Below are 23,197 nucleotides of genomic sequence, written 5' to 3'. Positions count from 1 at the left end.
CCGATTAGGCCTTCTTTATTTGGGGAACGAATTCATAGGGACCACAAATCCTTGCTAAATCGGAAAGGCAGGCACTCATAAGGGCTATTAGTGACCATTATTCTATTATTATCTGAAAAGCGGGTACTTATAAGGGCTATTAGTGACCGGTATTCTATTATTATCTGAAAAGCGGGCACTTATAAGGGTTATTAGTGACCGGTATTCTATTATTATCTGAAAAGCGGGCACTTATAAGGGCTATTAGTGACCGGTATTCTATTATTATCGGAAAAGCGGGCACTTATAAGCGGTAGGAGTGCCTTATTTCTTAGCGTATTCATTTTCAATTTTAATTCGTTTCCTCATTGGCGGTAATTCCAAGTAAGTGAGCCCTCTCCATATCCATTCCAGCGGTCCAAATTGGAAATATCGAAGCCAGATAACACTAAATACAAGCTGAATTACATAAATAGATATACAAACGGCAAGAGATTGAAGATATGAGATAGACCCAAACAAGTTAAACGCGTAGCCTGCTAGATAGATAAAAACAGTCTGAAAAATATAATTGGTTAATGCCATCCGTCCATAGCTTTTCAAAGGAGATAACAGCTTTTGGACAAAAGGGAATTGTAAAAGAAGAATTAGCAACCCAACATATAAAGCCGAAACAGCAGGTCCAATCGTAATTCCGATACTTAAAAACTGGTAAGTCTGTTCATCTACTCCTCCCTCAAAAAATCCAAACGGCTGGGCTGGTATGTGTTGAAATTGATTAATAATACCCACCAGACTCAGTAAAAACATAATTCCAGTAAAAATAGCTGCTTTTTTCAGCTTTCCTGATAACCCCTCAAATAGTCGATATTGACCGGCTGTAATCCCCAGCAGCATTAACGGTACCACCATAAACAGTTTAAATGCCATGATACTCAACCCAACAAGGAGGAGTAACCCAATACCAAGATTAATTTCTTTCTTTACCTTGTAAAATGGGAGTAACAGGAGCCCCGTAACCGCATAAACCGTTAAGGCTTCACCTGGATGAAACGTAACATGAAACCATCCTAGGATAAATAACACTGCGATTCTTCGCAAAAACAAACCATAGCCATTTTTCCCTTTCGCATTTGCTCTTGAGATAAATAAATAAAATCCTACACCGAACAAGAAGGAGAAAAGCGTATAAAATCTGCCTTCGACAAATAGAAACAGAAATCTTTGATAAGCTGCATCCACAGATCCTAGATCGGGAAGTTTAACAGCCAACAACGACAGGATATTGACTAGAATGATACCCAGCAGCGCAAACCCACGTAAATAATCAAGAATGTCGATTCGATTAGTACTTTCAGTCAGCTTCATCAACCACACCCCGATTAGATTGGTATGAACATATGGATAAGGAACATTAGAAAAAAAGCAAATGCCGTAAACAAATGGAATTTACGCCGGAATCCAGATGACTTTTTATGACCTAATCCCCTCACCTCAAATTTTATCTAATTTTCCAACCATATGCGAATGATATATGACCTGCGTCAAAGTTTCTATCAACCATTCTCGTTATAATATGAGTATGAACACTTAAAGCACTTAAAGAAATCTAGAATAAACAAGAGCTTGACACCCACAAAGTGTCAAGCTCCTGTTTACTAAAGGCTTTCATGCAATAGTGATAATACCTTCCTTAATTCGGTGACAGGCACCTGCCCTGGAGCTGAAGTTCTCTTGGCAGCACCAAATGTTAACGCAGATCCAAATAGTTCACCTGCTAAACGACTAATGACGCCCTTCCCTGCCATCGACATGGTGATAATGGGTCTGTCCGCGTATTGCTCGTTCATGGTATTGGTCGCATCTAAAAGCGTCAATACATCTGATGTGCTTTTTGGCATGACCGCAATTTTTGGAAGGTCTCCACCTAAAGCTTGCGCCTTACGTAGGCGGGAAATGATTTCATCCTTGTCTGGTGTCTTTTCGAATTCATGATTCGAAATAATCACGTACACATTGTTACGATGTGCAGTGGAAATGAGCGTTTTAATCTCTTCCTCATCATTAAACAACTCCACATCGACGATATCAACCTGACCACTTTCAGCGATTACCTTATTTAATTCAAAGTAGTATGACGTGCTGACTTCCTTTTCTCCACCTTCTCTTGCACTACGGAAGGTAAAAACGAGGGGTGTATCGACTAAGATAGAACGAATGGCAGCCAGTACATCTTTCACTCTTTCCAAATCTTCTACCTGCTCAAAAAAGTCCACACGCCACTCCACAACATCTAAGTCTACTGTTTGTAGAAATTCCGCTTCTTCTATTAATTGGGCGATTGTTTCTCCAACCATCGGAACACATATTTTTGGTGCACCCTCTCCGATTGCTTTCCCTCTAACCGTAACCGTTTTTTTCATTTTCTCCACTCCACTCGGCCTTTACTTAGATTCATCGAGTTCCCATGATAATTTTAGCGTTTCTACAATGTTATCAGCTAATTCCTCTAAATCTTGATCATTGATTTCAATTTTTGAGTGAAAGTGATTTTGGTAAATTTCTTTTCTTTTATAAAATAACTCTTCTATTTCGTCTATCGTTTTCCCTTGCAGTACGGGACGGCTGTCAATAATCGAAAGTAGTCTATTCTTCCAAGCATCCCAGGTAATATCCAAATAAAATACAATACAAGATGTGAGGCATACTTTTCGGATTTCCTCCTGAAGGAAGGCCCCTCCTCCAACAGAAATGATCTTTAACTTATAGTGACACAGGTTCTGAATGAATTCTTTTTCTTTTTCTCTAAAGGCCTGCTCACCAATTTCTGCAAATATATTTGGAATTGACATCTTGTACTCTTTTTCGATTTCTTCATCAATATCGATAAAATCACGATAAAGCTTTTTGGCTACTAATTCTCCAATCGTCGTTTTTCCAGCACCCATAAAACCGATAAAGACAATATTCTTTTCTCTTAATGCAGTATTTGACAACGAATCCATCTCCCACAGACAAATAATATTGATACCATTATAAGCCTTCTTATGTATAAAACCATATGGTTATTTCAAACTTTTTTTGGAAATATAAGTTTATTCGAGTTCATAGAAGTTAGGGGATTGTTGGGGATGCATTTTAAAAAATTACTTTATTATTTAGTTAAACTCAGAAACAGGATTTTTTTTCCTGTAGCTATCTTATATCTCTTATTTGCTGCATACATCGCATTATATTTAGAGCCGCAAACATTTAAAACCTATCTTACTGCGATATACTGGGTGCTGACAACACTTGCTACGGTTGGCTTTGGTGACTATACTCCCGTCACTCAGGCAGGGCAGGCATTTACTATTGTCCTTTATATTACCGGGATCGGATTGGTCAGTGTTTTTATTGGTAAGGTCATCAAATCGGTCTATTTGCTCGATAAACTTAAAGTTGGTGGAAAAATGAAATACACAGGAAAAAATCATATTATTCTCATTGGCTGGAGCGATAAATCACAGCTTGCCATTAAAGAAATTCTTAAATCAGATACATCCATTGACATTGTCATCATCGATGATCTGGAAAATGCCCCCATGGTGGAGAAGCAATTGTATTATGTCCGCGGTGATGCCACGGATGAAGAGACTCTGTTTCAGGCAAATCTGCCCGAGGCAAAAGGAGTGATTATTTTTGCCGACCAAATCACACAAGACAACTTTGCCACAAAGGATCCGCTGCTCGTCGATGGAAAGACGTTGCTGATTGCCACAGCCATTACTTCAATGGAAAAAAAACTCAAATCAGATATTCACGTTACAGCTGAAGTTATCTATCAAAAGCATATCCATTTATTTAAGAGAGTAAAGGTGGATGAATTCATACCAACACAGGAAATGATCTCCCATGCAGCTGTTCGATCATTATTTTCTCATGGGGTAATCAATATGTATTCTGAACTCATGAGCACCCAGTATGAAGAAACCATGTATGAAATATCAAAAAACGCAGCTTGGAAAAACTACCGGGATGCTTTTAATGACCTTCTTAATAAAGGCGCAACCCTTGTAGCAGATCGAGGAAACCTGCACATTAATCAAAAACTCGATGAACCCATTCCAGAAGATGCCCAGCTTTTTGTTATTTGCGATAAAGAGACTCTTTTAAAAATAAATCAGGACTGTAAAATTGATAAATAAAAATAGGTCCTACCACTATGATAGCACCTATTTTTATTTGATTTTTCATCCTGCTTTTTACCCTTTTTGACTAACTTAATTTGTCCTTCGGCTCTTCCAGTTTCATTTGTTCAAGTTCAAGCCTCATCCTATCTGTTTCCATTAAATAGTTTTGATGTTTAAGTTTTTCTAATTCCAGTTCCCCTTCAATCATTTTGTATTTGATTTTTGATTGCTTCTGGAAATGGCTTGTTACAATAGCGATAATAGGAATTGAAAAAACCATAATAATCGTGATTATTCCTGTCATATAATCCCCTCCATATGCACATGTCTTAGTTAAATAATATCAAATCTTAGCAATAGTTAATACAGAATTATCAAAAAATTAAAATGCATGGAAGATTACTTCCATGCAAAATCAGCTATTTTACTTTTTTTGGCTTATTCATTAAATGCATCACGGCATAAACAGGGTGATACAACAACATCCATGGTCCAGAGTAGCGCATGACTGCTTTCATTTCCGACCGATAATTCGGCTTATAACAATGAACTGTACAATTGGAGCAGGCGCTTTTCTCTTCGCCAAAACGGCAAAGGGAAAGTCTCATTAAAGCGTAGGTTTTTAAATTCTGGCATTCTTTACATAGCTCCTGGTGGTGATGTTTTTTTCGACAATACAAGTCAATCATCTTGGTAACAATTTCCTTTTCCTTCAGGACATTAGGACCATTGTTTAATTCCCTCTTCATCGTACGCTGACCCCTTTCGCATGAATATCCATTATTATTTCTACTAAAACCATATCATAGAAAAACCCTTCTAGAATCGCTTAACTTCAACAATTCTTTAACAATTCCACTCTCAAAATCCTTTGAAAAATCTTTCTCTTTGACAAAAACCTGTCTTCCTATATATGATAGTAAACAGTGAAAAAAGGGAAAGCACTATAGACATGCTTATAACCCTTTGTAGAAAGGTGGCTTAACGATGAACAGAGAACAACGGAAGAAAATTACCATGTTGATGATCAACATGTTTATTGCAATTGGGAGTTTTGGAATCATCATCCCAATTTTACCTGCTTATTTAGAGTCAATTAATCAAGGCGGAACTGCTGCTGGACTTTTCATTGCCATCTTTGCTGGTGCCCAGTTCATCTTTTCCCCGATTGCGGGTAAATGGACAGATCAATATGGTCGCAGAAAGATGATTATTTACGGACTAGCAGGTCTTACCCTGTCGATGTTTATTTTTTACGCTTCCAATTCAATTTGGGTACTTTATGCTTCACGGGCTGTTGGCGGAATTGGCTGCGCTATGCTCGTTCCAGCAATTTTTGCCTATATTGCTGATATAACGACCATTGAGCAACGTGCAAAAGGAAATAGCTTGGTTTCGGCAGCCATGTCGCTTGGGATTGTCGTCGGCCCTGGAATTGGTGGTTTTTTAGCAGAATTCGGTTTGAAGTTTCCTATATTAATATCCGCACTTGTTTCTCTTGTTTCTGTACTGTTTTCCATTCTCTTGCTTAAGGAAAGCAAAACAGCGTCCCAATTTGCTGACGCAACGGAAATGGTTCAGGATGAATCTATGGCTCTTAAAATAGCCCGTTCTGTAAAAATGCCTTATTTTATTCCACTAATTATTACGCTCGTAATGAGTTTTGGTTTAATTGCCTATGAATCAGTCATTGGATTATACCTTGACAACCAGTTCCAATCCACCGCAAAGGATATCGCAATTATGGTTACAGCAACTGGGGTGGTTAGTGTTATTGTTCAACTCTTTGTTGTCGACAAAATTGTCAATCGGTTTGGAGAAAGGTCAGTGTTGAACTTTTTTATTTCCGTAGCCGCAGCTGGATTTTTAATCTCACTTTTCGCTTCCACCTATACACTTTTCTTTGTAATCTCACTTTTTATTTTCCTATCATCATCCATTTTACGTCCCGTTCTCAATACACTGATTTCAAAGCTTGCTGGAAATGAACAGGGTTTTGCAATGGGGATGAATAATGCCTATATGAGTATTGGTAACGTAATTGGACCAACACTCGCAGGACTGCTATACGATATTAAAATTACCTATCCGTTTGGATTAGGGTTTGCATTATTAATAGTAACCCTATTCATAACCTTCACTTGGCAAAAGCGTTCATTAAAAGCCAAAACAGTTATTTAGCAAGGCTTTTTCTTAAACTTTAGGCTGTGTTAAACTAGGCTGTTGATTTTTGCTCCAGGCGCTTCGCTTTCCGCAGGCGGTTCGGGAAGCCTCCTCGGCGCTAAAGCGCCTGCGGGGTCTCCCCTGTCCCGTCCTCCTGCAGGAGTCTCGCGCCTTCCGCAAAAATCAACATAGTTATTAAATCAACATTTACCTTTAACACAGCCAAACTTTAAAATAAGATGTCTTGCCCTTAATTGAGTCACCAGAAAAGGTAAAATAAGCGGAGATTTTCCGGTTAATTGCAAAATCGAGCTCGTTTCGGGGTAAATAAGCGGAAGTTTTCCGCTTATGCAAAGCAAAATCCCCCATTTTTGAATTTTTAGAGTCAATAGGCGGAATCTCTCCGTCTATTTAAGCCTTTTTTAATAAGAATTACTAATTAAGCGGAATTCCTCCGTCTATTTATCAGCTCGGGTGCTTAACTTGCCCCCCAACCTAGCCTTGATAAATAAAGAAAAGACGTATGCCAATTCATACGTCTTTTTTTGTGTCTTTTAATAAGAAAGCACCCGAAAACGGAATCCTTTCCAAATCATGCATCAGTCTTTTTCTTTGCTATAAATTGGCTTTTTCAATGAATTTTAAATACTATGGTTCATAATAGTCTACATTATCAAAATATATTTATTATTTTAAAAAAACTTTCTTTTTCCCTATTCACCGCAGTTTTCCTTGTTATATCAATGATTCGAATGTTTGTAATGTTATTTTCCAAAAATAGTTTTTGACAATTGAAAACAATCGAAAGTATTATTAGTTAATACAGGGAGGTAGAAATATGTCAAATTACAATAAACAGAAAATTGTGGATAGTGTTCCTCAAACGGGATTCTTTGGACATCCAAAGGGATTATCCACCCTTTTCTTCACAGAATTCTGGGAGCGTTTCTCGTATTATGGAATGAGAGCAATCCTTGTCTACTATATGTATTATGAGGTTTCAAAAGGTGGATTAGGACTTGATGAAAACTTAGCCCTATCGATTATGTCCATCTATGGATCACTTGTTTACATGTCAGGAGTTATTGGCGGTTGGCTAGCGGACCGGATTTTCGGTACCTCTAGGGCAGTCTTTTATGGTGGAATATTGATTATGTTCGGGCATATTGCCCTAGCAATTCCCGGTAGCGTAGCCTTGTTCTTTGTTTCGATGGTATTGATTGTACTCGGAACAGGTATGCTGAAGCCAAATGTTTCCACTGTTGTCGGTGATCTGTACAGCGAAACGGATGACCGTCGTGATGCAGGTTTTACCATTTTCTATATGGCAATTAACTTGGGCGGATTCTTATCGCCAATCATTGTCGGAAGTGTCATGGGTTATAGTTTCCACTTAGGCTTCGGAATTGCTGCTGTCGGTATGTTCGCAGGACTTGTCATGTTTGTCTTAACAAAGAAGAAAAATCTAGGTCTTGCCGGTACCAATGTTCCAAACCCGCTATCAAAAACCGAAAAGAAAAGAACTTTCACATTTATTGGATTGGGTGTCGCACTTTTAGTTGTCCTTTGTGCTGTATTAATTCCAAGGGGTATTCTTACATTCAAGAGCTTTATTAACATCGTTACATTCCTTGGTGTATTAATTCCAACTATTTATTTTGTTGTTATGTACCGCAGTCCTAAGACTACTGCTGTCGAACGTTCGCGTATCATTGCATATATTCCGCTATTTATTGCAGCCGTTATGTTCTGGTCCATTCAAGAGCAGGGCTCAACGATTCTTGCGAATTATGCCGATAAACGGACACAGTTAGAGTTTGCAGGAATGACGATTTCACCTGCATGGTTCCAATCCTTAAACCCGTTATTTATTATCATCTTTGCGCCTGTATTTGCTTGGATGTGGGTGAAATTAGGAAAGCGCCAGCCAAATATACCTCAAAAGTTCTCATTAGCTTTATTATTTGCTGGATTGTCATTCCTAGTTATCCTTTTACCTGCTTACTTTGGCGGTACAGGTACATTGGTAAGCCCAATGTGGCTTGTGCTTAGTTATTTAATTGTCGTATTTGGTGAATTGTGTATTTCACCAGTTGGTTTATCTGCAACAACAAAATTAGCCCCTGCAGCCTTCTCAGCACAAACGATGAGTTTATGGTTCTTAGCAAGTGCTGCCGCTCAGGCACTTAATGCCCAAATCGTTACTTTTTATTCACCTGAGAATGAAATGGCGTACTTTGGCGTCATCGGCGGAGCAGCCATCGTACTAAGTATTATCCTATTTGCATTGGCTCCAAGAATTCAGGGCCTAATGAAAGGGATTCGGTAATCGATATAAGGCAGCATCTCAATTATTGGGATGCTGCTTTTTTGTTCCTTGTTATTAGCATTTTATTCGCGTAAATTTAACTCATATACGATTTAAATAGATAGATCTATTCTAGAGGAGGAAGACTAATGACAACGGTATATGATTTTACTGTAAAAATGACAAATGGTGAAGAAAAAAGACTAAAGCAATACCAGGGCAAACCGTTAATTATTGTTAATACCGCCAGTAAATGTGGATTAACCCCCCAATTTAAAGGTCTACAAGAGTTATATGAAAAATACAAGGGCCAAGGTTTAGAGGTTTTAGGTTTTCCTTGTGATCAATTCAATAATCAAGAATTTGATAATATAGAAGAAACCACGCAATTTTGCCAATTAAATTATGGTGTAAGCTTCCCTATCTTTGCAAAGATAGATGTAAATGGCGAAAATACTGATCCCCTATTTGCTTTCTTAAAAGAACAAAAAAAAGGACTTCTATCCAAGAACATAAAATGGAATTTCACTAAGTTCCTAGTTGACCAAAACGGACATGTTGTCGAACGCTATGCACCGACAACTGATCCATTAAAAATGGAGAATGATTTAGTAAGAATATTAAATTAGGTGAACAGTGCAAAATTGAAAGAACGAAAAATTTAAAGCTGTCCTCAATGGACAGCTTTTTAAAATACGTAGATAGCCCCTGAATCAAAATATTAGTAAAAGCTGCCCCCGAACATAAACTTTCCAATATTGGTAACAATACATACTAGTCTCTTCCAAGTAAGGAGAAAGGGTATGTTTAATTTTTTTAAAAACAAAAATACAGAAAAAGAAAATTTAGATCAAGCATTAGAAAAGTCCCATGATTTTAAATGTGTAGAGTATGTTAACCAAAAATCAAATATTACTTTCACCTTAAAATTTCTAGCAACACTGATTGATGAACTAACCATACGTGAGAGTATACTCCCCTATTTATTAGAAGAAAATTTTAAACAAATAGAAGATGTAAAACAGATTATTCCACTTGCTGACGTACAGATTTCAGAGGATATCTCACTTATCGAAGAAAAGCTTTTTACTGGTTCTGTCGTGTTAACTATCAATGGGAAAGAAAACAAATTTTGTTTTTTGGGAGCAAAAAAAGAAATCGGCCGAAGCGTGAGTCTCCCTGAAGTTGAATTTAGTGTAATCGGCCCTAAGGAATCTTTTGTAGAATCGTTAGACCAGAATTTAAATCTTATTAGAAAAAGGATTCCCGTTAAAGAATTGATCATCGAAAAAGTAACGATTGGAACACTTTCTAAGACACAAGTAGCAATCCTTTACATTGACGGGCTTACAAACCCAGAAAATGTAAATACCGTCCGACAGCGAATTGAAGACATTGAATTTGATGAAATTACTGATAGTTCCTATATCGTTCAGATCATTTCTGATAATCAAAATTCACCTTTTCCACAGCTCCTTGATACGGAACGGCCAGACAGAATTTCTGCCATTCTCGCTGAAGGCAAAGTAGCGATTTTTGTTGATGGTTCTCCACATGCCTTAATTGGTCCAACTACCCTTGTTGAGTTTTTTAGTTCATTTGAAGATTATTATTTAAACTGGATTCTTTCTTCCTTTTTCCGCTTGATTCGATTGTTTGCTGTTGTATTTTCTGTTTTGGTTACTCCTGTATATGTAGCAACACTTAGTTATCATTACGAACTGATACCGCAAGACTTAATGAGCACCTTAGTAGCTTCACGAAGGGCCATCCCCTTCCCACCTATATTGGAAGCACTATTCCTTGAATTAACGATTGAACTTTTACGAGAAGCTGGAGCTAGATTGCCGACAAAGGTCGGTCAGACTATTGGTATCGTAGGTGGAATTGTTATTGGAACGGCAAGTGTCGAAGCGGGGCTTACAAGTAACATCCTATTAATATTCATCGCCTTAGCGGCACTCGCTTCCTTTACAACCCCTGTCTACCGAATCGGCAATACGATACGATTACTGCGCTTTCCTTTTTTACTTTTTGCGGAAATTTGGGGACTGCTGGGAATTGTCGTTTGCTTTTGTTTTTTGTTGACCCATCTAATTCGTCTTACTTCACTAGGAAGGCCATATTTACAGCCTTTATATCCTCCTAGGATGCAAGACCTTAAAGATGCTTTTGTACGATTATCTTTTGATAAACTAAGAAAACGGCCATTCCTTCTTGATACACAGCAACCCAACCGTTTTCACAAAAAGCCTGCAAAGGTCAAGAAAGATATCGAAGAATAGGGGTTCCCATCATGAGTTCTAACGTTCCAGAAAGCAAAAAAATATCTCCTTTTCTCGTATTTTTTCTTATTCATTCCATGCAGTCAGGGATAGGTATTCTGGGATTCCAAAGATTTATTGCTAAAGCGGCAGGCTATGATGCGTGGATGTCCATCATTTTTACGGGTTTGGTTATCCATATACTTTTGTGGATGATGTTTAAAATGCTAAAAATAGCAAACGGCGACCTGACTTCGATTCATACATATGTACTTGGAAAAAAAATTGGGAATATCCTTAGCAGCACCTTTATTCTATATTTTAGTTTATATGCTGTTACGGTCCTGCGGAGCTATATAGAAATTGTTCAAGTATGGATGTTTCCAGAGCTAAGGACTTTTTGGTTTGCTCTTGCCTATCTACTTTTAGTTATCTATATTGTGTTTGGTGGTTTTCGGACGGTGGCAGGGATTGCCTTTTTTTCGGTAATATTACCTTTATACATTGCTGGATTGTTTATTATTATCATTCCATATGCTGACTTTACCAATCTCCTTCCCATATTCGATCATTCTATAAAGGAGTTACTTCTTGCTAGTCGAAATATGTCGTTTTCTCTTTTAGGATTTGAAACATTATTATTTTTTTATCCGTTTATCCAACAACCAGAAAAGAGTAAAAAATGGGCTCACTTTGGCGTATTATTCTCAATAATACTTTGCATCTATTTAGCTATTCTATCCTTTGGCTACTTTTCGGAAGAGCAATTGCAAAAAAACGTCTGGCCAACATTAACCATGTGGAAAATTATTAAAATGCCCTTCGTGGAACGCTTTGAATATATTGGAATCACAAACTGGGCTTTGATAATATTGCCCAATATATGTATTTGTTTGTGGTGTGCAAGTCGATTAGCCAAGCAGCTTTTTTCCATTCGTCAAAAAACCTCCGTTCTCTTTATTGCCGTTTTTTGTTTAATAGCGACCAGTTTGCTATCAACGAGAGAACAAATTAATTTTCTGACTGATATTACAGCCAAAGTTGCGTTTTACTTTAATATCATTTATGTTCCGTTGTTGTTTGCAGCTACGTTACTAGCAAAGAAGGTGAAAAGTCGTGCGAAGCATACTTAAGTGGATAGTTTCTGTATTCCTAGCCTCTAGTTTAATGGGCTGTGTCAAGAAAGAGATATTAGATGATATTAGCTTAATTGAAGGAATAAGCTTTGACTATGTTGATAAAGAAAACATTCTTGGCACCGTTGTTATCCCCGTTTACCTGCCTAACCAGCCGCCAAAAAGTCAAACCTTCTCGGCAAAAGCTGAGATTAATAAGTCCATCCTACAGGAGATTCAACGGCAAACCGCTGACCCCGTCGTAACTGGAAGTCTTGAGGTCGTCTTATTTAGTAATACGTTAGCCGAAAAGGTAGGAATTCTCCCTTTGGTTGACCCCTTTCAAAGGGATCCAGGTGTGGGGTCTGGTCTATCTTTAGCTGTGGTAGATGGAGACACGAAGAAATTACTATCAGGGAAATATGGGATAAGGAGTAACGCAACCTATATTTCTAATTTATTAGAACATAATATCAAAAATGAAGATCTGCCTAAAACAAATTTACAATTGTTTCTTGCTGATTTTTATCAACAGGGAAAAACACCCTATTTACCACAACTAAAACAAATTGGAAAAGATAAACTAAAAATTAATGGGATTGCCCTCCTCAAATATGGAAAAATGATTGATCTTATTGCAGCGGAGAAGATGTTTTTTTTCAAGCTACTAGTAGACAAATACAGTCAAGGCTTGCACAGAGTCAAAATAGCTGGTGGTGAAGCAGCCATTCGAAGCATTCATTCATCTCACAATTTTGAATTAACGAAACGAAACCCAACTGAAGTCACGATTCATATTAAAATTGAGGGCATTATTAATGAGTTTACTGGTCAAGAACTCACACCAAAATTAATGCACAAATTACAAAATCAGTTTGAAAAAGATGTCGAGAAGGAATGCCTTGCTATGATCGAACGATTTAAAGAAAAGGAAATTGATCCGATAGGATTTGGTCATTTCCTCAAAACAAAGACTAGGAATTTTGATTTCAAAAATTGGTGGGACAATCAATATAAAGACACGGTGGTAAAGATAAAGCCTGAGGTGCAAATCTCTGAATCAGGTGTAATCGAATAACAAAAAAGCAAGTAGACTTGTCTGAAATTAGACTTAATCTACTTGCTAATTATTGTCTTCTTAAACTATACCTGTTAACAGATATACTGCAATGACAAAGAATGCTGCGATTGTTTTAATGATCGTAATAGCAAAAATGTCACGGTATGATTGCTTATGTGTTAAACCTGTTATTGCTAGCAAGGTAATAACCGCTCCATTATGCGGCAATGTATCCATACCTCCAGAGGCCATCGAGATAACACGGTGCATAACTTCAAGTGGAATATCGAACTGATTTGCTAGTTCAATATATTTTTCTGACATCATCCCAAGAGTGATGGCAATACCAGCAGACGCCGAACCAGAGATTGCAGAAAGAATGTTGGTGGTAACAGCCCCATTTAGTAGTGGATGACCAAATACTTTGGCAATCCCATCTCTTGCAATAGAGAAACCAGGTAAATTTGAAATAACAGCTCCAAATCCGTATTCTGTTGCTGAGTTCATAATAGCAAGAAGCGCACCTGCTACTCCGATTCTCATTCCATCTTTGAAATTCACCAAAACTGGTTTGCGATTATACAGAATAGTCGCGATAATACCGACTAAAAGTGCGATTTCAACCGACCAGATTCCGATAACCTTTGACGTTTCAATGCTTGGAAAATTCATTCCAATGGCTGCGAAGTCAAAACCATTTGGATACCATTTTGGAATAATCGTTGATAATACTTTGTTTAAAACAGCTACCAATAAAACAGGAACAAAAGCAAAAATCTTACGGCCGATGCTTTCTTGTTCCCCTAAATTCATGATTACTTCATTGTCTTCCTTAATTGTACCGAAGCTGTCATAACCTTCTCCAGCTTTTTCTGCTTTGATACGACGAGAATTTAAATACCACATTCCAAGTACGAAGATAAAAATGGCTCCGATAATCCCAAGCGTAGGTGCAGCATAAAGATCTGTTTTAAAGAAGCTTGTTGGAATTACGTTTTGTACTTGTGGTGAACCAGGCAATGCATCCATTGTAAAGGTGAATGCACCAAGTGCAATCGTACCTGGAATTAAACGCTTTGGAATATTTGATTGTCTGAAAAGATGTGCGGCAAATGGATAGACTGCGAACGATACCACCACTAAGCTAACTCCACTATATGTTAAGATAGCAGCAAGTAAAACAATGGCTAACATTCCTCTTTTTTGACCAACGACTTGAACGATGGTAGAAGCAATAGATTTAGCAAGTCCTGACATTTCTACTACTTTACCAAAAATAGCTCCTAATAAGAAGATTGGAAAATAAAGCTGAATATATTCAACCATTTTCCCCATAAATACATTAGAGTAAAAAGGTAGAATCCATCCTGGTTCTGTTAAAAGTACAGCAAATAACGCACAAATAGGTGCAAAAATGATAACTGTGAATCCTCGGTATGCAATAAACATCAACATTCCGAGTGCTAATAGTATAATGACTAATTCCATAATATTTTTTCCCCTTTATTTCTAGGATGTCTTTTTAAACGGAAAGGAGCATTTTGCGTTGGACCTTTAAGCGCTTTCAGACATGATAGAAAAATCCCCGATTATTTAATCTATTTAGGATGAAGGCAAGAAAATCTATCCCCACCTTCATCACTATTCCCCAATCTAGTAATCTATTATCTTTAATTTAAAACCGCAACTTTATTTTCAAGTTCTGTAATGGCAGAGGCCACATTCTCTGCAGTGATTTCCATTGGCATTACATGGATGGATTCCTCAGGAATAACAGCTTTTTGAGCTACTGCTGCAATCATATCTTGAGTAAGGTTTTGCACACCAATTTCCGATACAGAAATAGGAAGCCCCCAGTCACGGTAAATCGGAATTAACTGACCAATTTCATCCCATTTTCCTTCAAGTACAAGCTGAACAAGAATTCCATAGGCTACTTTTTCTCCGTGCAAGGCATGATGTGTTTCTTCTAAAATCGTTAATCCGTTATGAATAGAATGAGCCGCAGCAACCCTACCATAATAATCGCCAAATCCACCAACTAAACCAGCCATCGTAATGATCGTCTCAACTACCTTCATGAAATCATCATTCAATTGTCCAGCTTTTGAAGCACTTATAGCACCCTTCGAATGCTCGAGCAGCAGATCTTTGCACTGCTTTGCAGCAAAATAGGAAATTTGTAAAGGAACAGGCTTGTTATCGATCCCTGACATCTGAACATCTGCTTCATACCATTTCGCAAGAGTATCACCAATACCTGCAATGAGCATGTTTACAGGTGCATCAATCAAAATTCTAGGTTCGATCAATACAAGGCTTGCACTTACTGGATAAACGTCGTATCGAATAAAAGTTCCTGCATCATCATAAAGAACACTTACAGCTGCCCATGGCGAACAATTTGAGGGAAGCGTTGGAACTAGGATCGCTTGGCGATGGGTCTGATTACATGTAGCTTTAACAAGATCAAGAACCTTTCCCCCGCCTACCGCGATCACACCATCAAATGAATTTTCCTCAACAAGATTAGCCACTTTGTCTATTTCTGATAGAGAGCATTCCCCGCCATAGACATATTCTTCAACTTCGATATCGTTCAGCTCTGGCCAAAATGGTTTAGCAGCCTCCCATGATTTTACACCATGAACGATAAGTACCTTTTTTAAACCTCTTTCAATCAATTTTGATTGTAGCTGTTCTAAAACGCCTTCACTGAAAATATACTCACTCGGTGCTCCATGTACAGAAAATGATTTCAAATTCTCCACTCCTCACTTACAGGTGATTCATTCTATTAAAAAAAGATTTAGAAAACCATTTTTAGGTCAAAAAAGGCTATTACTTGTTTTTAGCAAGTTCTGCAGCTACTTCCACGATCATATCCTCTTGACCGCCAACTACTTTACGTTTACCTAATTCGATTAAAATATCGCGTGAATCTACACCATATCTTTCAGCAGCACGTTTTGAATGCAATGCAAAGCTTGAGTAAACACCCGCATAACCAAGCGTTAAACTATCTTTCGTAATTTCTTGCGGCACCGGTAAAATTGGTGCAATGATGTCTTCCGCTAAATCCATCATTTTATATAGATCTATGCCCGTTTTGATTCCCATCCGTTCACAAACTGCAACAAGGACTTCTGTTTGGGTATTACCAGCACCTGCTCCTAAGCAGCGCACACTGCCATCAATACGGGTAGCGCCTTCTTCAATCGCGACAAGCGTATTTGCCATTGCTAGAGATAAATTGTTATGAGCATGGAAACCAATGTTAACACCTACTGATTGTTTAAGGGCACGAATTCTTTCACGAACTTGACCTGGAAGCAAGTAACCAGCTGAATCTACTACATATACCGTATCGGCTCCATAGCTTTCCATTAATTTTGCTTGTTCAACTAATTTATCAACTGGTGCCATATGATTCATCATTAGGAATCCTACTGTTTCCATTCCCAATTCCTTCGCATAAGCAATATGCTGCGGTGCCACGTCTGCTTCCGTAACATGGGTTGCAATACGTGCCATTTTTGCTCCTAAATTAGCTGCTTCTTTTAAATCATGTAGCGTACCGATACCCGGTAATAAAAGCACAGCCACTTTAGATTTATCTGCAACAGACACGGCTGCTTCAATTAATTCCATTTCGTTTGTACGTGAAAGACCATATTGTAAGGAAGATCCTGCTAAACCATCTCCGTGTGATACTTCAAAATATGGAACATTTGCATCATTCAAGGCTTTTGCTACTTTAAGTACTTGATCCACGGTAAATTGATGAGAGACCGCATGGCTTCCATCTCGTAATGCTACCTCGGTGATTAGAATATCTCTTTCATTTGTCATGTTATTTACCCCTTTCTACCGCTTAAACGGTTTCTTTCTTTAATAGATTTTTAGCAAACTCTTCTGCAATCTTTACACCAGCAGCTGTCATAATATCAAGATTTCCTGAATATTTAGGCAGGTAATCTCCCGCACCTTCGACTTGAATGAAGATGGTTACTTTATTTCCTTCAAAAATGGGTTCCGTACGAAGCTGATAACCCGGAACATAGGATTGAACGACGTCTGTCATTTCAGCTATCGATTTTCTGATACCCTCTTCGTCCATTTTTCCTTCTTCCACAAGCGTATAAACAGTATCACGCATCATGATTGGCGGTTCAGCAGGGTTTAAAATCATGATTGCTTTCCCTTTTTTAGCGCCGCCGACTACTTCAATTGCACGGGATGTTGTTTCAGTAAATTCATCAATATTCGCACGCGTTCCTGGGCCCGCACTTTTACTTGAAATGGTTGCAACGATTTCAGCGTATTCTACTGGGCTTACACGGTTTACAGCATGAACCATTGGAATGGTCGCTTGCCCGCCACAGGTAATTAAATTAATATTATCCTTCTCTAAATGCTCGTCAATGTTTACTGCAGCACATACATATGGACCAACCGCAGCAGGAGTCATATCGATTACTTTAATCCCTGCTTCTTTTAATACCTTTGCATTATATAAATGAGCTTTTGCTGAAGTTGCGTCAAATACAATATCAGCTTCTAATGTTGGATCTGCTAGAAAACCGTCAATTCCAGTGTCTACCCCTGCATAACCCATTTCTCTCGCACGACGTAATCCGTCAGATTGCGGGTCAATCCCAATTACAGCGGTTAACTCTAGCAATTCAGAGCGACCTAGTTTAATCATTAAATCTGTACCAATGTTCCCTGAGCCAAGAACGGCAACTTTTATTTTTGACAAAATAATTCTCCTCCTAGATATTCATATTTTTTATGTGAGTTTACATTTTTGCTACTTTTAGATGAATTCATCCTTGTATCCAAAAGCTTTTGAAATTTCATATGCTGCCCTTTGGATACCAGCTATCACGATTGGAAGCTTCTCTTCATCGAGTCTCATTTTAGGTGCGGCACAACTAATTGAAGCGATTACATTTCCTTTATGATTGAAAATCGGAGCGGCTATACATTTAAGTCCCAGCTCGATTTCTTCATCATCGACAGCATAACCAGTCTCACGAATAGAAACCAACTGTTTTTTAATTTCATCAATATCTGTCACCGTGTACTCTGTGAAGGCTTCTAAACTTGAAGATGATAACAGCCTGTCAGCTTCTTTTTCACTTAAGTGAGCAAGAATTGCCTTGCCGACACCTGTACAATGCACTGGAGCCCTTTTTCCTGTATGGGAGTATATGGTAAGTGCTCGCGGACCTTCTACTTTTTCAATATAAATAACTTCGTCGCGCTGCAAGGTGACTAAGTGAACGGTTTCATTTAACTCATCCACTAGTTCTCTGATGATTGGTCTAGCTATTTTTCCAATATCGAGATGTTTCGCCACAAAATTACCCAGAGTGAAGAGTTTAATCCCCAGCCTATACTTTAAGTCATCTGGATTTTGCTGTAAAAACCCTCTATGTTCAAGAGTCTTAATGATTCCATGAACGGTGCTTTTAGATAAATTTAGGTTTTGACTAATCTCTTTGACACTTAGTTCTGGACTCGTACTTAAAAATAATTCCAGGACATCGGCTGCCCTTTCAATCGATTGAATTAAACGTTCAGACATTATCATCCTTCTCTCGTTCGTCATTGTCGAATGGCGTTCGTAAATTTCTATCGATACGTTTATACTAACTCGCATTTTATTTTATGTCAATTAGTTTAAGTTCATTATTTTGACATAATTTAATAAAAAAAAAAGAACCCAATTCCTTTATGTGAATTTGGGCTCTTTTAATCTATAAACAACTTACAAAACTTCAAATTGTTTAAAACCTGTTTGGTCCGGTATAAAATCTAACTTTTTATCCCTGAAGTAATGACATTCACCATTGTCGATGATAAAAGTTAAATCATCCTTCACGATTGTACGATCATTTGACTGTATCACTGCTTCTAGAGTTAGCTTCACTTTCATAAAACAACTTTTACGCATTTGTAATCGGATAAGCTTAGCTGAATCTAATTGTGCCAGCCTATTTTTTATTTCTGTTTCTGCAGCTTCTGTTAGGACAAACACTTGTTACCCTCCTTAATATCTACATCTTATAGAAAATACGCATGAGATAAGAAATCCATCTAGTTTGAGGATGATTTCGAATATTTTCTATTAATCCCTTTATAATCGCCCTTGGTAAAGCTGGTTCAAGTAATTCTTGTTTTAACAGTAGTAATGATTCTTGTTCAATAGAATCATCCATTTCCATTAATTCTTGTTCAATCATTTCAAGAATTCGTTCCTTCGTTACAACTTCATCCAGTGGGTTTTCAAACATCTGGATATGCTCTTTTGTAATAAAGGGTACTGTAGAATTACTTGCAATTAGATTTGTTTTCTCCACTAACGATTGTGACAACAAGTCCAAATCTAATGGTACGTTATAGAATAAAAACAACTGTGAATACATACTTATAAAGCCTTTGATACAAAATACTAAGTCATATTTTATCTCTTTTATCTCATTTTCTCCAAACAACCGCTCCACCATCGAAAGAATCGTTTTTTCCATTAATCTGTCGTAGAAACGCATTTTCAAAATGAAATCTTGTTTGAATGATCGCGATTGCTCCTTGATAAGAATTTTCCCAAAATCAGAATGCTTTTGAAAAGAGCTAAATATCTCTAAATAAAATTTATAAAGAGGATTTTGATGATTATCGGCATTTCTGACTAAATAGTCAATATCGGTGGTGAATTGAATCATAAAGTGGTCAATTAGGGCAAAAATCAATTCATCCTTTGACTTAAAAGATAAATAAAAAGCACCTTTGGATATGCCGCATTGTTCTGTTATTTGTTGGACGGATGTGGCTTCAAAACCCTGTTTTGCAAAAAGCTCAATCGCTTTTTCCATAATTAATTGTTTTTTTATCATTTATATCGCTCCTAAGTACAATCATTGACAATTGACCGGCTAGTCAGTATTATAAATACTTGAGTTAGATAAGTCAATTAAGGGTAGGTGTAATTGTGAAAGGTTTAGTAAACTTTGTTCTAGGAAACAAACTTGCAGTATGGTTACTGACAATCATCATTACGGTATCTGGTATTTATTCAGGTACTAAAATGAATATGGAGACAATTCCGGATATTTCAATTCCATACTTAATGGTAATGGACGTATATCCCGGGGCAACTCCAGAGCAAGTAATGGAAGATGTCTCAAAACCTTTAGAGAAAGCGATCGAAAACCTCAAGGGTGTAAAATCCGTTTATTCCAATTCAAATGCTAATATGGCAAGTCTTCAAGTGGAATATGAATACGGTGAAGATATGGACGAGGCAAATCGCGCCTTAAAATCTGCATTAGAGGCCGTGAAGCTGCCAGAAAACGCACAAAAACCAATTATTACAGCCATTAGCATGAACATGATGCCAGTTATGGCCCTTAGTGTTAGTAGTACAACAGAGGATATTGTTGAATTAACATCAACCGTTGAGGAGATTATCCTTCCAAAAATCGAGAAAATTAATGGTGTTGCCTCTGCAACTATTACAGGTCAACATATTGAAGAAGTACAGCTTACGTATAACGATGCCAAAATGGCTGAATTCGGCTTAAAAGAAGATACTGTAAAGCAAATGATACAAGCAAGTGACTTAGCTGTTTCATTGGGTCTTTACGAATTTGAAGAAGGCGAACAAGCCGTAGCAATCGATGGCAAGTTCATGACAGCCGATGAATTAAAGGAAATGCTTATTCCTGTAACACCATCCGCAACACAACCTTCACCATTTGTGAAGCTTAGCGACATTGCTAAAATTGAAGTAGTTGGCAGAGTACAATCAATTTCCCGTACGAATGGTGAAGATGCAATTGCCATTCAAATTGTCAAAGGACAACAAGCAAACACTGTAGATGTTGTTAACAGTGTGAAGGATTTAATCAAGGATGAAAAGGCAAATATAGAGGGTCTTGTTATCGATGTATCTCTCGACCAAGGTGCTCCAATTGAGGAATCAGTTAAAACGATGATTGAAAAAGCATTATTTGGTGGTTTAATTGCCGTACTCATCATTCTTTTATTCCTTCGTGACTTTAAATCAACTATTATTTCAATCATATCTATTCCAGTTTCCATTTTCATGGCATTATTGCTGCTTAACTGGATGGAGATTACGCTCAATATCATGACGCTTGGTGCTATTACAGTTGCCATCGGTCGTGTAATCGATGACTCAATCGTAGTAGTTGAAAATATTTATCGACGTCTGCATTTAAAAGAAGAGAAATTATCAGGCCGTGCACTTGTCCGTGAAGCGACCATTGAAATGTTCAAACCAATCATGTCATCAACATTAGTAACGGTTGCAGTATTTGCACCTCTTATCTTCGTTGGCGGTATGGTTGGTGAGCTATTCATGCCATTCGCATTGACCATGACATTTGCTCTTGGCGCTTCATTGGTTGTTGCCATTACAATTGTGCCTGCATTATCTCACTTCTTATTTAAGAAAAAGTTATATGGTGAAAAAACTGAAAGCAGTCATAAAGAAGCTGGCAAATTGGCGAACTGGTACAAAGGTATCCTTGGATGGACACTAAACCATAAAGTTATTACTTCCGTTATTGCGGTTGTTTTATTAGTCGGCAGTTTAGCGTTAACACCATTAATCGGTTTTAGCTTTATGGGCAGTGAAGAAGAAAAGGTAATGTACTTAACATACACACCAAAAGCTGGCGAGCTAAAGGATGAAACATTAGAGAACGTTCAAGCAGTAGAAGAAGAAATGCTAAAACGTGATGATATCGATATCGTTCAGATCTCTGTAACAGAGAGTGGGGATCCAAGGGCAGCGATGATGGGCGGTGGAGGCAGCGGTGCATTAATGTACCTCATCTTTGACCCAGAAATGAAGAACTTCCCAGAAGCTCGTAAAGAAATTGAAGAGTATGTATTCAATATTGGACAAACAGGCGAGTGGAAAACTCAAAACTTCTCCGCTATGTCGATGTCAACAAATGAGGTCAGCTACACATTTTACAGTGAAGATTTAGATAAACTAAATGAAGCTGTAAAAATGGTAGAAGGCGTTTTGAGTAAAAATGACGGCTTAGAAGATGTTTCTTCAAGTGCAGAGGAAGCATACGTTGAGTATACTTTCAAAGTAGAACAAGATGAATTGCTGCAGTATGGTTTAACAACCGGTCAAATCGTTATGATGTTAAACCCTACAAAAACTCAAGATGTATTAACCACAGTTAAAAAGGACGGTAACGAATTAGAAGTAATCGTTCAGCAAGAACAAGCAGCGCAGCCAAAATCAATTGACGATATTTTAGCAACACAAGTACCGACAGCATTTGGTACGACAATGCCTCTTTCTGAACTTGTAACAGTTGAGAAAGGTACAACGCTGAATAAACTTGCACGTAGTAAAGGTGAATACTATGCAACGGTTTCAGGAACCATCCTTGATAAGGATATTTCAAAAGCTACAGCTAAAGTAGATAAAGAAATTGATAAATTAGATTTACCAAAAGGCGTTACCATCGGCGTTGCCGGTGTACAGGCAGATATGACTGAGACATTTACACAACTTGGTATGGCAATGCTTGGTGCGATCGCGATTGTGTACTTTATCCTTGTTGTAACCTTCCGTGAGGGTGTCGCACCGTTTTCAATCCTATTCTCGTTACCATTTGCGGTAATTGGTTCATTTGTTGGTTTATTAATCGGCGGTGAAACGATTTCTGTATCTGTCATGATGGGGTTATTGATGTTAATTGGTATCGTTGTAACGAATGCGATTGTACTCGTTGACCGGATTATTCATATGGAACGTGATGGTATGACGATGCGTGAAGCAGTACTAGAAGCAGGTGCAACGCGCCTTCGTCCGATTCTAATGACAGCCATCGCAACCATTGGTGCGTTAATTCCACTTGCAATCGGCCAAGGCGGCGGCGGTTTGATCTCGAAGGGTCTTGGTATTACCGTAATCGGCGGTTTAACAAGTTCAACGTTATTAACATTAATTATTGTCCCAATTGTTTATGAAGTGTTATCAAAAATATTCAAGAAAAGTCGTAAAGATATTGTAGAAGACTAATCTAAAAAACCTGAAAGTGATAAGTCACTTTCAGGTTTTTTATTTTGTGGTGATG

The 23,197-nt window shown here is 37.8% G+C and carries 20 protein-coding genes; 8 read left to right on the top strand and 12 right to left on the bottom strand.

The annotated features are described in order from the left end of the window. Positions 1 to 303 precede the first annotated feature (303 nt). The 3 genes from BLR86_RS17385 to BLR86_RS17375 form a co-directional block, all read right to left on the bottom strand. On the bottom strand, positions 304 to 1,347 hold the full coding sequence (locus BLR86_RS17385) for a DUF418 domain-containing protein (RefSeq protein WP_090764171.1): 1,044 nt from the start codon (positions 1,345 to 1,347) through the stop codon (positions 304 to 306). A 290-nt stretch (positions 1,348 to 1,637) separates the two neighbouring features. Further along, a complete protein-coding gene (aroD, locus tag BLR86_RS17380; protein WP_090764170.1) occupies positions 1,638 to 2,402 on the bottom strand; it encodes a type I 3-dehydroquinate dehydratase in 765 nt (254 codons plus the stop codon). A gap of 21 nt (positions 2,403 to 2,423) precedes the next feature. After that, positions 2,424 to 2,984, bottom strand: coding sequence for a shikimate kinase (locus BLR86_RS17375; RefSeq protein WP_090764168.1), 561 nt, complete (start codon positions 2,982 to 2,984; stop codon positions 2,424 to 2,426). Positions 2,985 to 3,110: 126 nt separating this feature from the next. Between BLR86_RS17375 and BLR86_RS17370 the strand changes: the two genes are divergently transcribed. After that, positions 3,111 to 4,166 (top strand): potassium channel family protein, encoded by a 1,056-nt coding sequence (locus BLR86_RS17370; RefSeq protein ID WP_175492938.1) that lies wholly within the window; start codon positions 3,111 to 3,113, stop codon positions 4,164 to 4,166. A gap of 70 nt (positions 4,167 to 4,236) precedes the next feature. On the opposite strand, the gene BLR86_RS17365 is transcribed toward BLR86_RS17370, so the two are convergent. Continuing rightward, positions 4,237 to 4,455, bottom strand: a complete 219-nt coding sequence (locus BLR86_RS17365; protein WP_090764162.1) for a hypothetical protein — start codon at positions 4,453 to 4,455, stop codon at positions 4,237 to 4,239. Positions 4,456 to 4,570: 115 nt separating this feature from the next. Continuing rightward, positions 4,571 to 4,900: a nitrous oxide-stimulated promoter family protein gene (locus tag BLR86_RS17360; RefSeq protein WP_090764159.1), complete on the bottom strand. Its 330-nt coding sequence runs from the start codon at positions 4,898 to 4,900 to the stop codon at positions 4,571 to 4,573. Positions 4,901 to 5,138: 238 nt separating this feature from the next. Here BLR86_RS17360 and BLR86_RS17355 point away from each other — a divergent pair, with 238 nt between their 5' ends. The 6 genes from BLR86_RS17355 to BLR86_RS17330 all read left to right on the top strand — a co-directional run bounded on the left by BLR86_RS17355 (position 5,139) and on the right by BLR86_RS17330 (position 13,079). Next, positions 5,139 to 6,332, top strand: a complete 1,194-nt coding sequence (locus BLR86_RS17355) for an MFS transporter (protein ID WP_090764156.1) — start codon at positions 5,139 to 5,141, stop codon at positions 6,330 to 6,332. 820 nt (positions 6,333 to 7,152) lie between these two features. Further along, positions 7,153 to 8,643, top strand: a complete 1,491-nt coding sequence (locus tag BLR86_RS17350; RefSeq protein ID WP_090764150.1) for a peptide MFS transporter — start codon at positions 7,153 to 7,155, stop codon at positions 8,641 to 8,643. A 128-nt stretch (positions 8,644 to 8,771) separates the two neighbouring features. Further along, the gene (locus BLR86_RS17345) at positions 8,772 to 9,251 is read left to right on the top strand and encodes a glutathione peroxidase (RefSeq protein WP_090764148.1); all 480 of its coding nucleotides are present in this window, start codon (positions 8,772 to 8,774) and stop codon (positions 9,249 to 9,251) included. A gap of 174 nt (positions 9,252 to 9,425) precedes the next feature. Then, on the top strand, positions 9,426 to 10,907 hold the full coding sequence (locus BLR86_RS17340; protein ID WP_090764145.1) for a spore germination protein: 1,482 nt from the start codon (positions 9,426 to 9,428) through the stop codon (positions 10,905 to 10,907). 11 nt (positions 10,908 to 10,918) lie between these two features. After that, positions 10,919 to 12,019 carry a GerAB/ArcD/ProY family transporter gene (locus BLR86_RS17335; RefSeq protein WP_090764141.1) on the top strand — a complete coding sequence of 367 codons (1,101 nt, stop codon included), beginning with the start codon at positions 10,919 to 10,921 and terminating at the stop codon, positions 12,017 to 12,019. Beyond that, entirely contained in the window at positions 12,003 to 13,079 is a 1,077-nt protein-coding gene (locus tag BLR86_RS17330) for a Ger(x)C family spore germination protein (RefSeq protein ID WP_254782362.1), read from the top strand. The genes BLR86_RS17335 and BLR86_RS17330 overlap by 17 nt, the downstream gene beginning before the upstream one ends. A gap of 60 nt (positions 13,080 to 13,139) precedes the next feature. Here BLR86_RS17330 and BLR86_RS17325 read toward each other — a convergent pair whose 3' ends face one another. From BLR86_RS17325 to BLR86_RS17295, 7 genes are all read right to left on the bottom strand, one after another. Next, positions 13,140 to 14,549 carry a GntP family permease gene (locus tag BLR86_RS17325; protein ID WP_090764138.1) on the bottom strand — a complete coding sequence of 470 codons (1,410 nt, stop codon included), beginning with the start codon at positions 14,547 to 14,549 and terminating at the stop codon, positions 13,140 to 13,142. A 182-nt stretch (positions 14,550 to 14,731) separates the two neighbouring features. Then, positions 14,732 to 15,823 (bottom strand): iron-containing alcohol dehydrogenase family protein, encoded by a 1,092-nt coding sequence (locus BLR86_RS17320; RefSeq protein WP_090764135.1) that lies wholly within the window; start codon positions 15,821 to 15,823, stop codon positions 14,732 to 14,734. A gap of 79 nt (positions 15,824 to 15,902) precedes the next feature. Beyond that, positions 15,903 to 16,913, bottom strand: coding sequence for a 4-hydroxy-2-oxovalerate aldolase (gene dmpG / locus BLR86_RS17315; protein WP_090764132.1), 1,011 nt, complete (start codon positions 16,911 to 16,913; stop codon positions 15,903 to 15,905). Between the two features lie 22 nt (positions 16,914 to 16,935). Continuing rightward, complete coding sequence (locus BLR86_RS17310) at positions 16,936 to 17,823, bottom strand: acetaldehyde dehydrogenase (acetylating) (RefSeq protein ID WP_090764131.1); 888 nt, start codon at positions 17,821 to 17,823, stop codon at positions 16,936 to 16,938. Positions 17,824 to 17,880: 57 nt separating this feature from the next. Continuing rightward, positions 17,881 to 18,654, bottom strand: a complete 774-nt coding sequence (locus tag BLR86_RS17305; protein ID WP_090764129.1) for an IclR family transcriptional regulator — start codon at positions 18,652 to 18,654, stop codon at positions 17,881 to 17,883. A gap of 183 nt (positions 18,655 to 18,837) precedes the next feature. Continuing rightward, positions 18,838 to 19,107, bottom strand: a complete 270-nt coding sequence (locus BLR86_RS17300; protein WP_090764126.1) for an iron-sulfur cluster biosynthesis — start codon at positions 19,105 to 19,107, stop codon at positions 18,838 to 18,840. 19 nt (positions 19,108 to 19,126) lie between these two features. Continuing rightward, positions 19,127 to 19,963, bottom strand: a complete 837-nt coding sequence (locus tag BLR86_RS17295) for a TetR/AcrR family transcriptional regulator (RefSeq protein WP_090764121.1) — start codon at positions 19,961 to 19,963, stop codon at positions 19,127 to 19,129. Positions 19,964 to 20,058: 95 nt separating this feature from the next. On the opposite strand from BLR86_RS17295, the gene BLR86_RS17290 reads away from it, so the two are divergent. Further along, complete coding sequence (locus BLR86_RS17290) at positions 20,059 to 23,142, top strand: efflux RND transporter permease subunit (RefSeq protein WP_090764118.1); 3,084 nt, start codon at positions 20,059 to 20,061, stop codon at positions 23,140 to 23,142. The last annotated feature ends 55 nt before the right edge of the window (positions 23,143 to 23,197 follow it).

The organism is Bacillus sp. OK048 (assembly GCF_900103525.1).
Lineage (GTDB): Bacteria > Bacillota > Bacilli > Bacillales > Cytobacillaceae > Neobacillus.
Note: the sequence above shows the minus strand (reverse complement) of the source record. Positions and strands in the feature narration are given on the sequence as shown.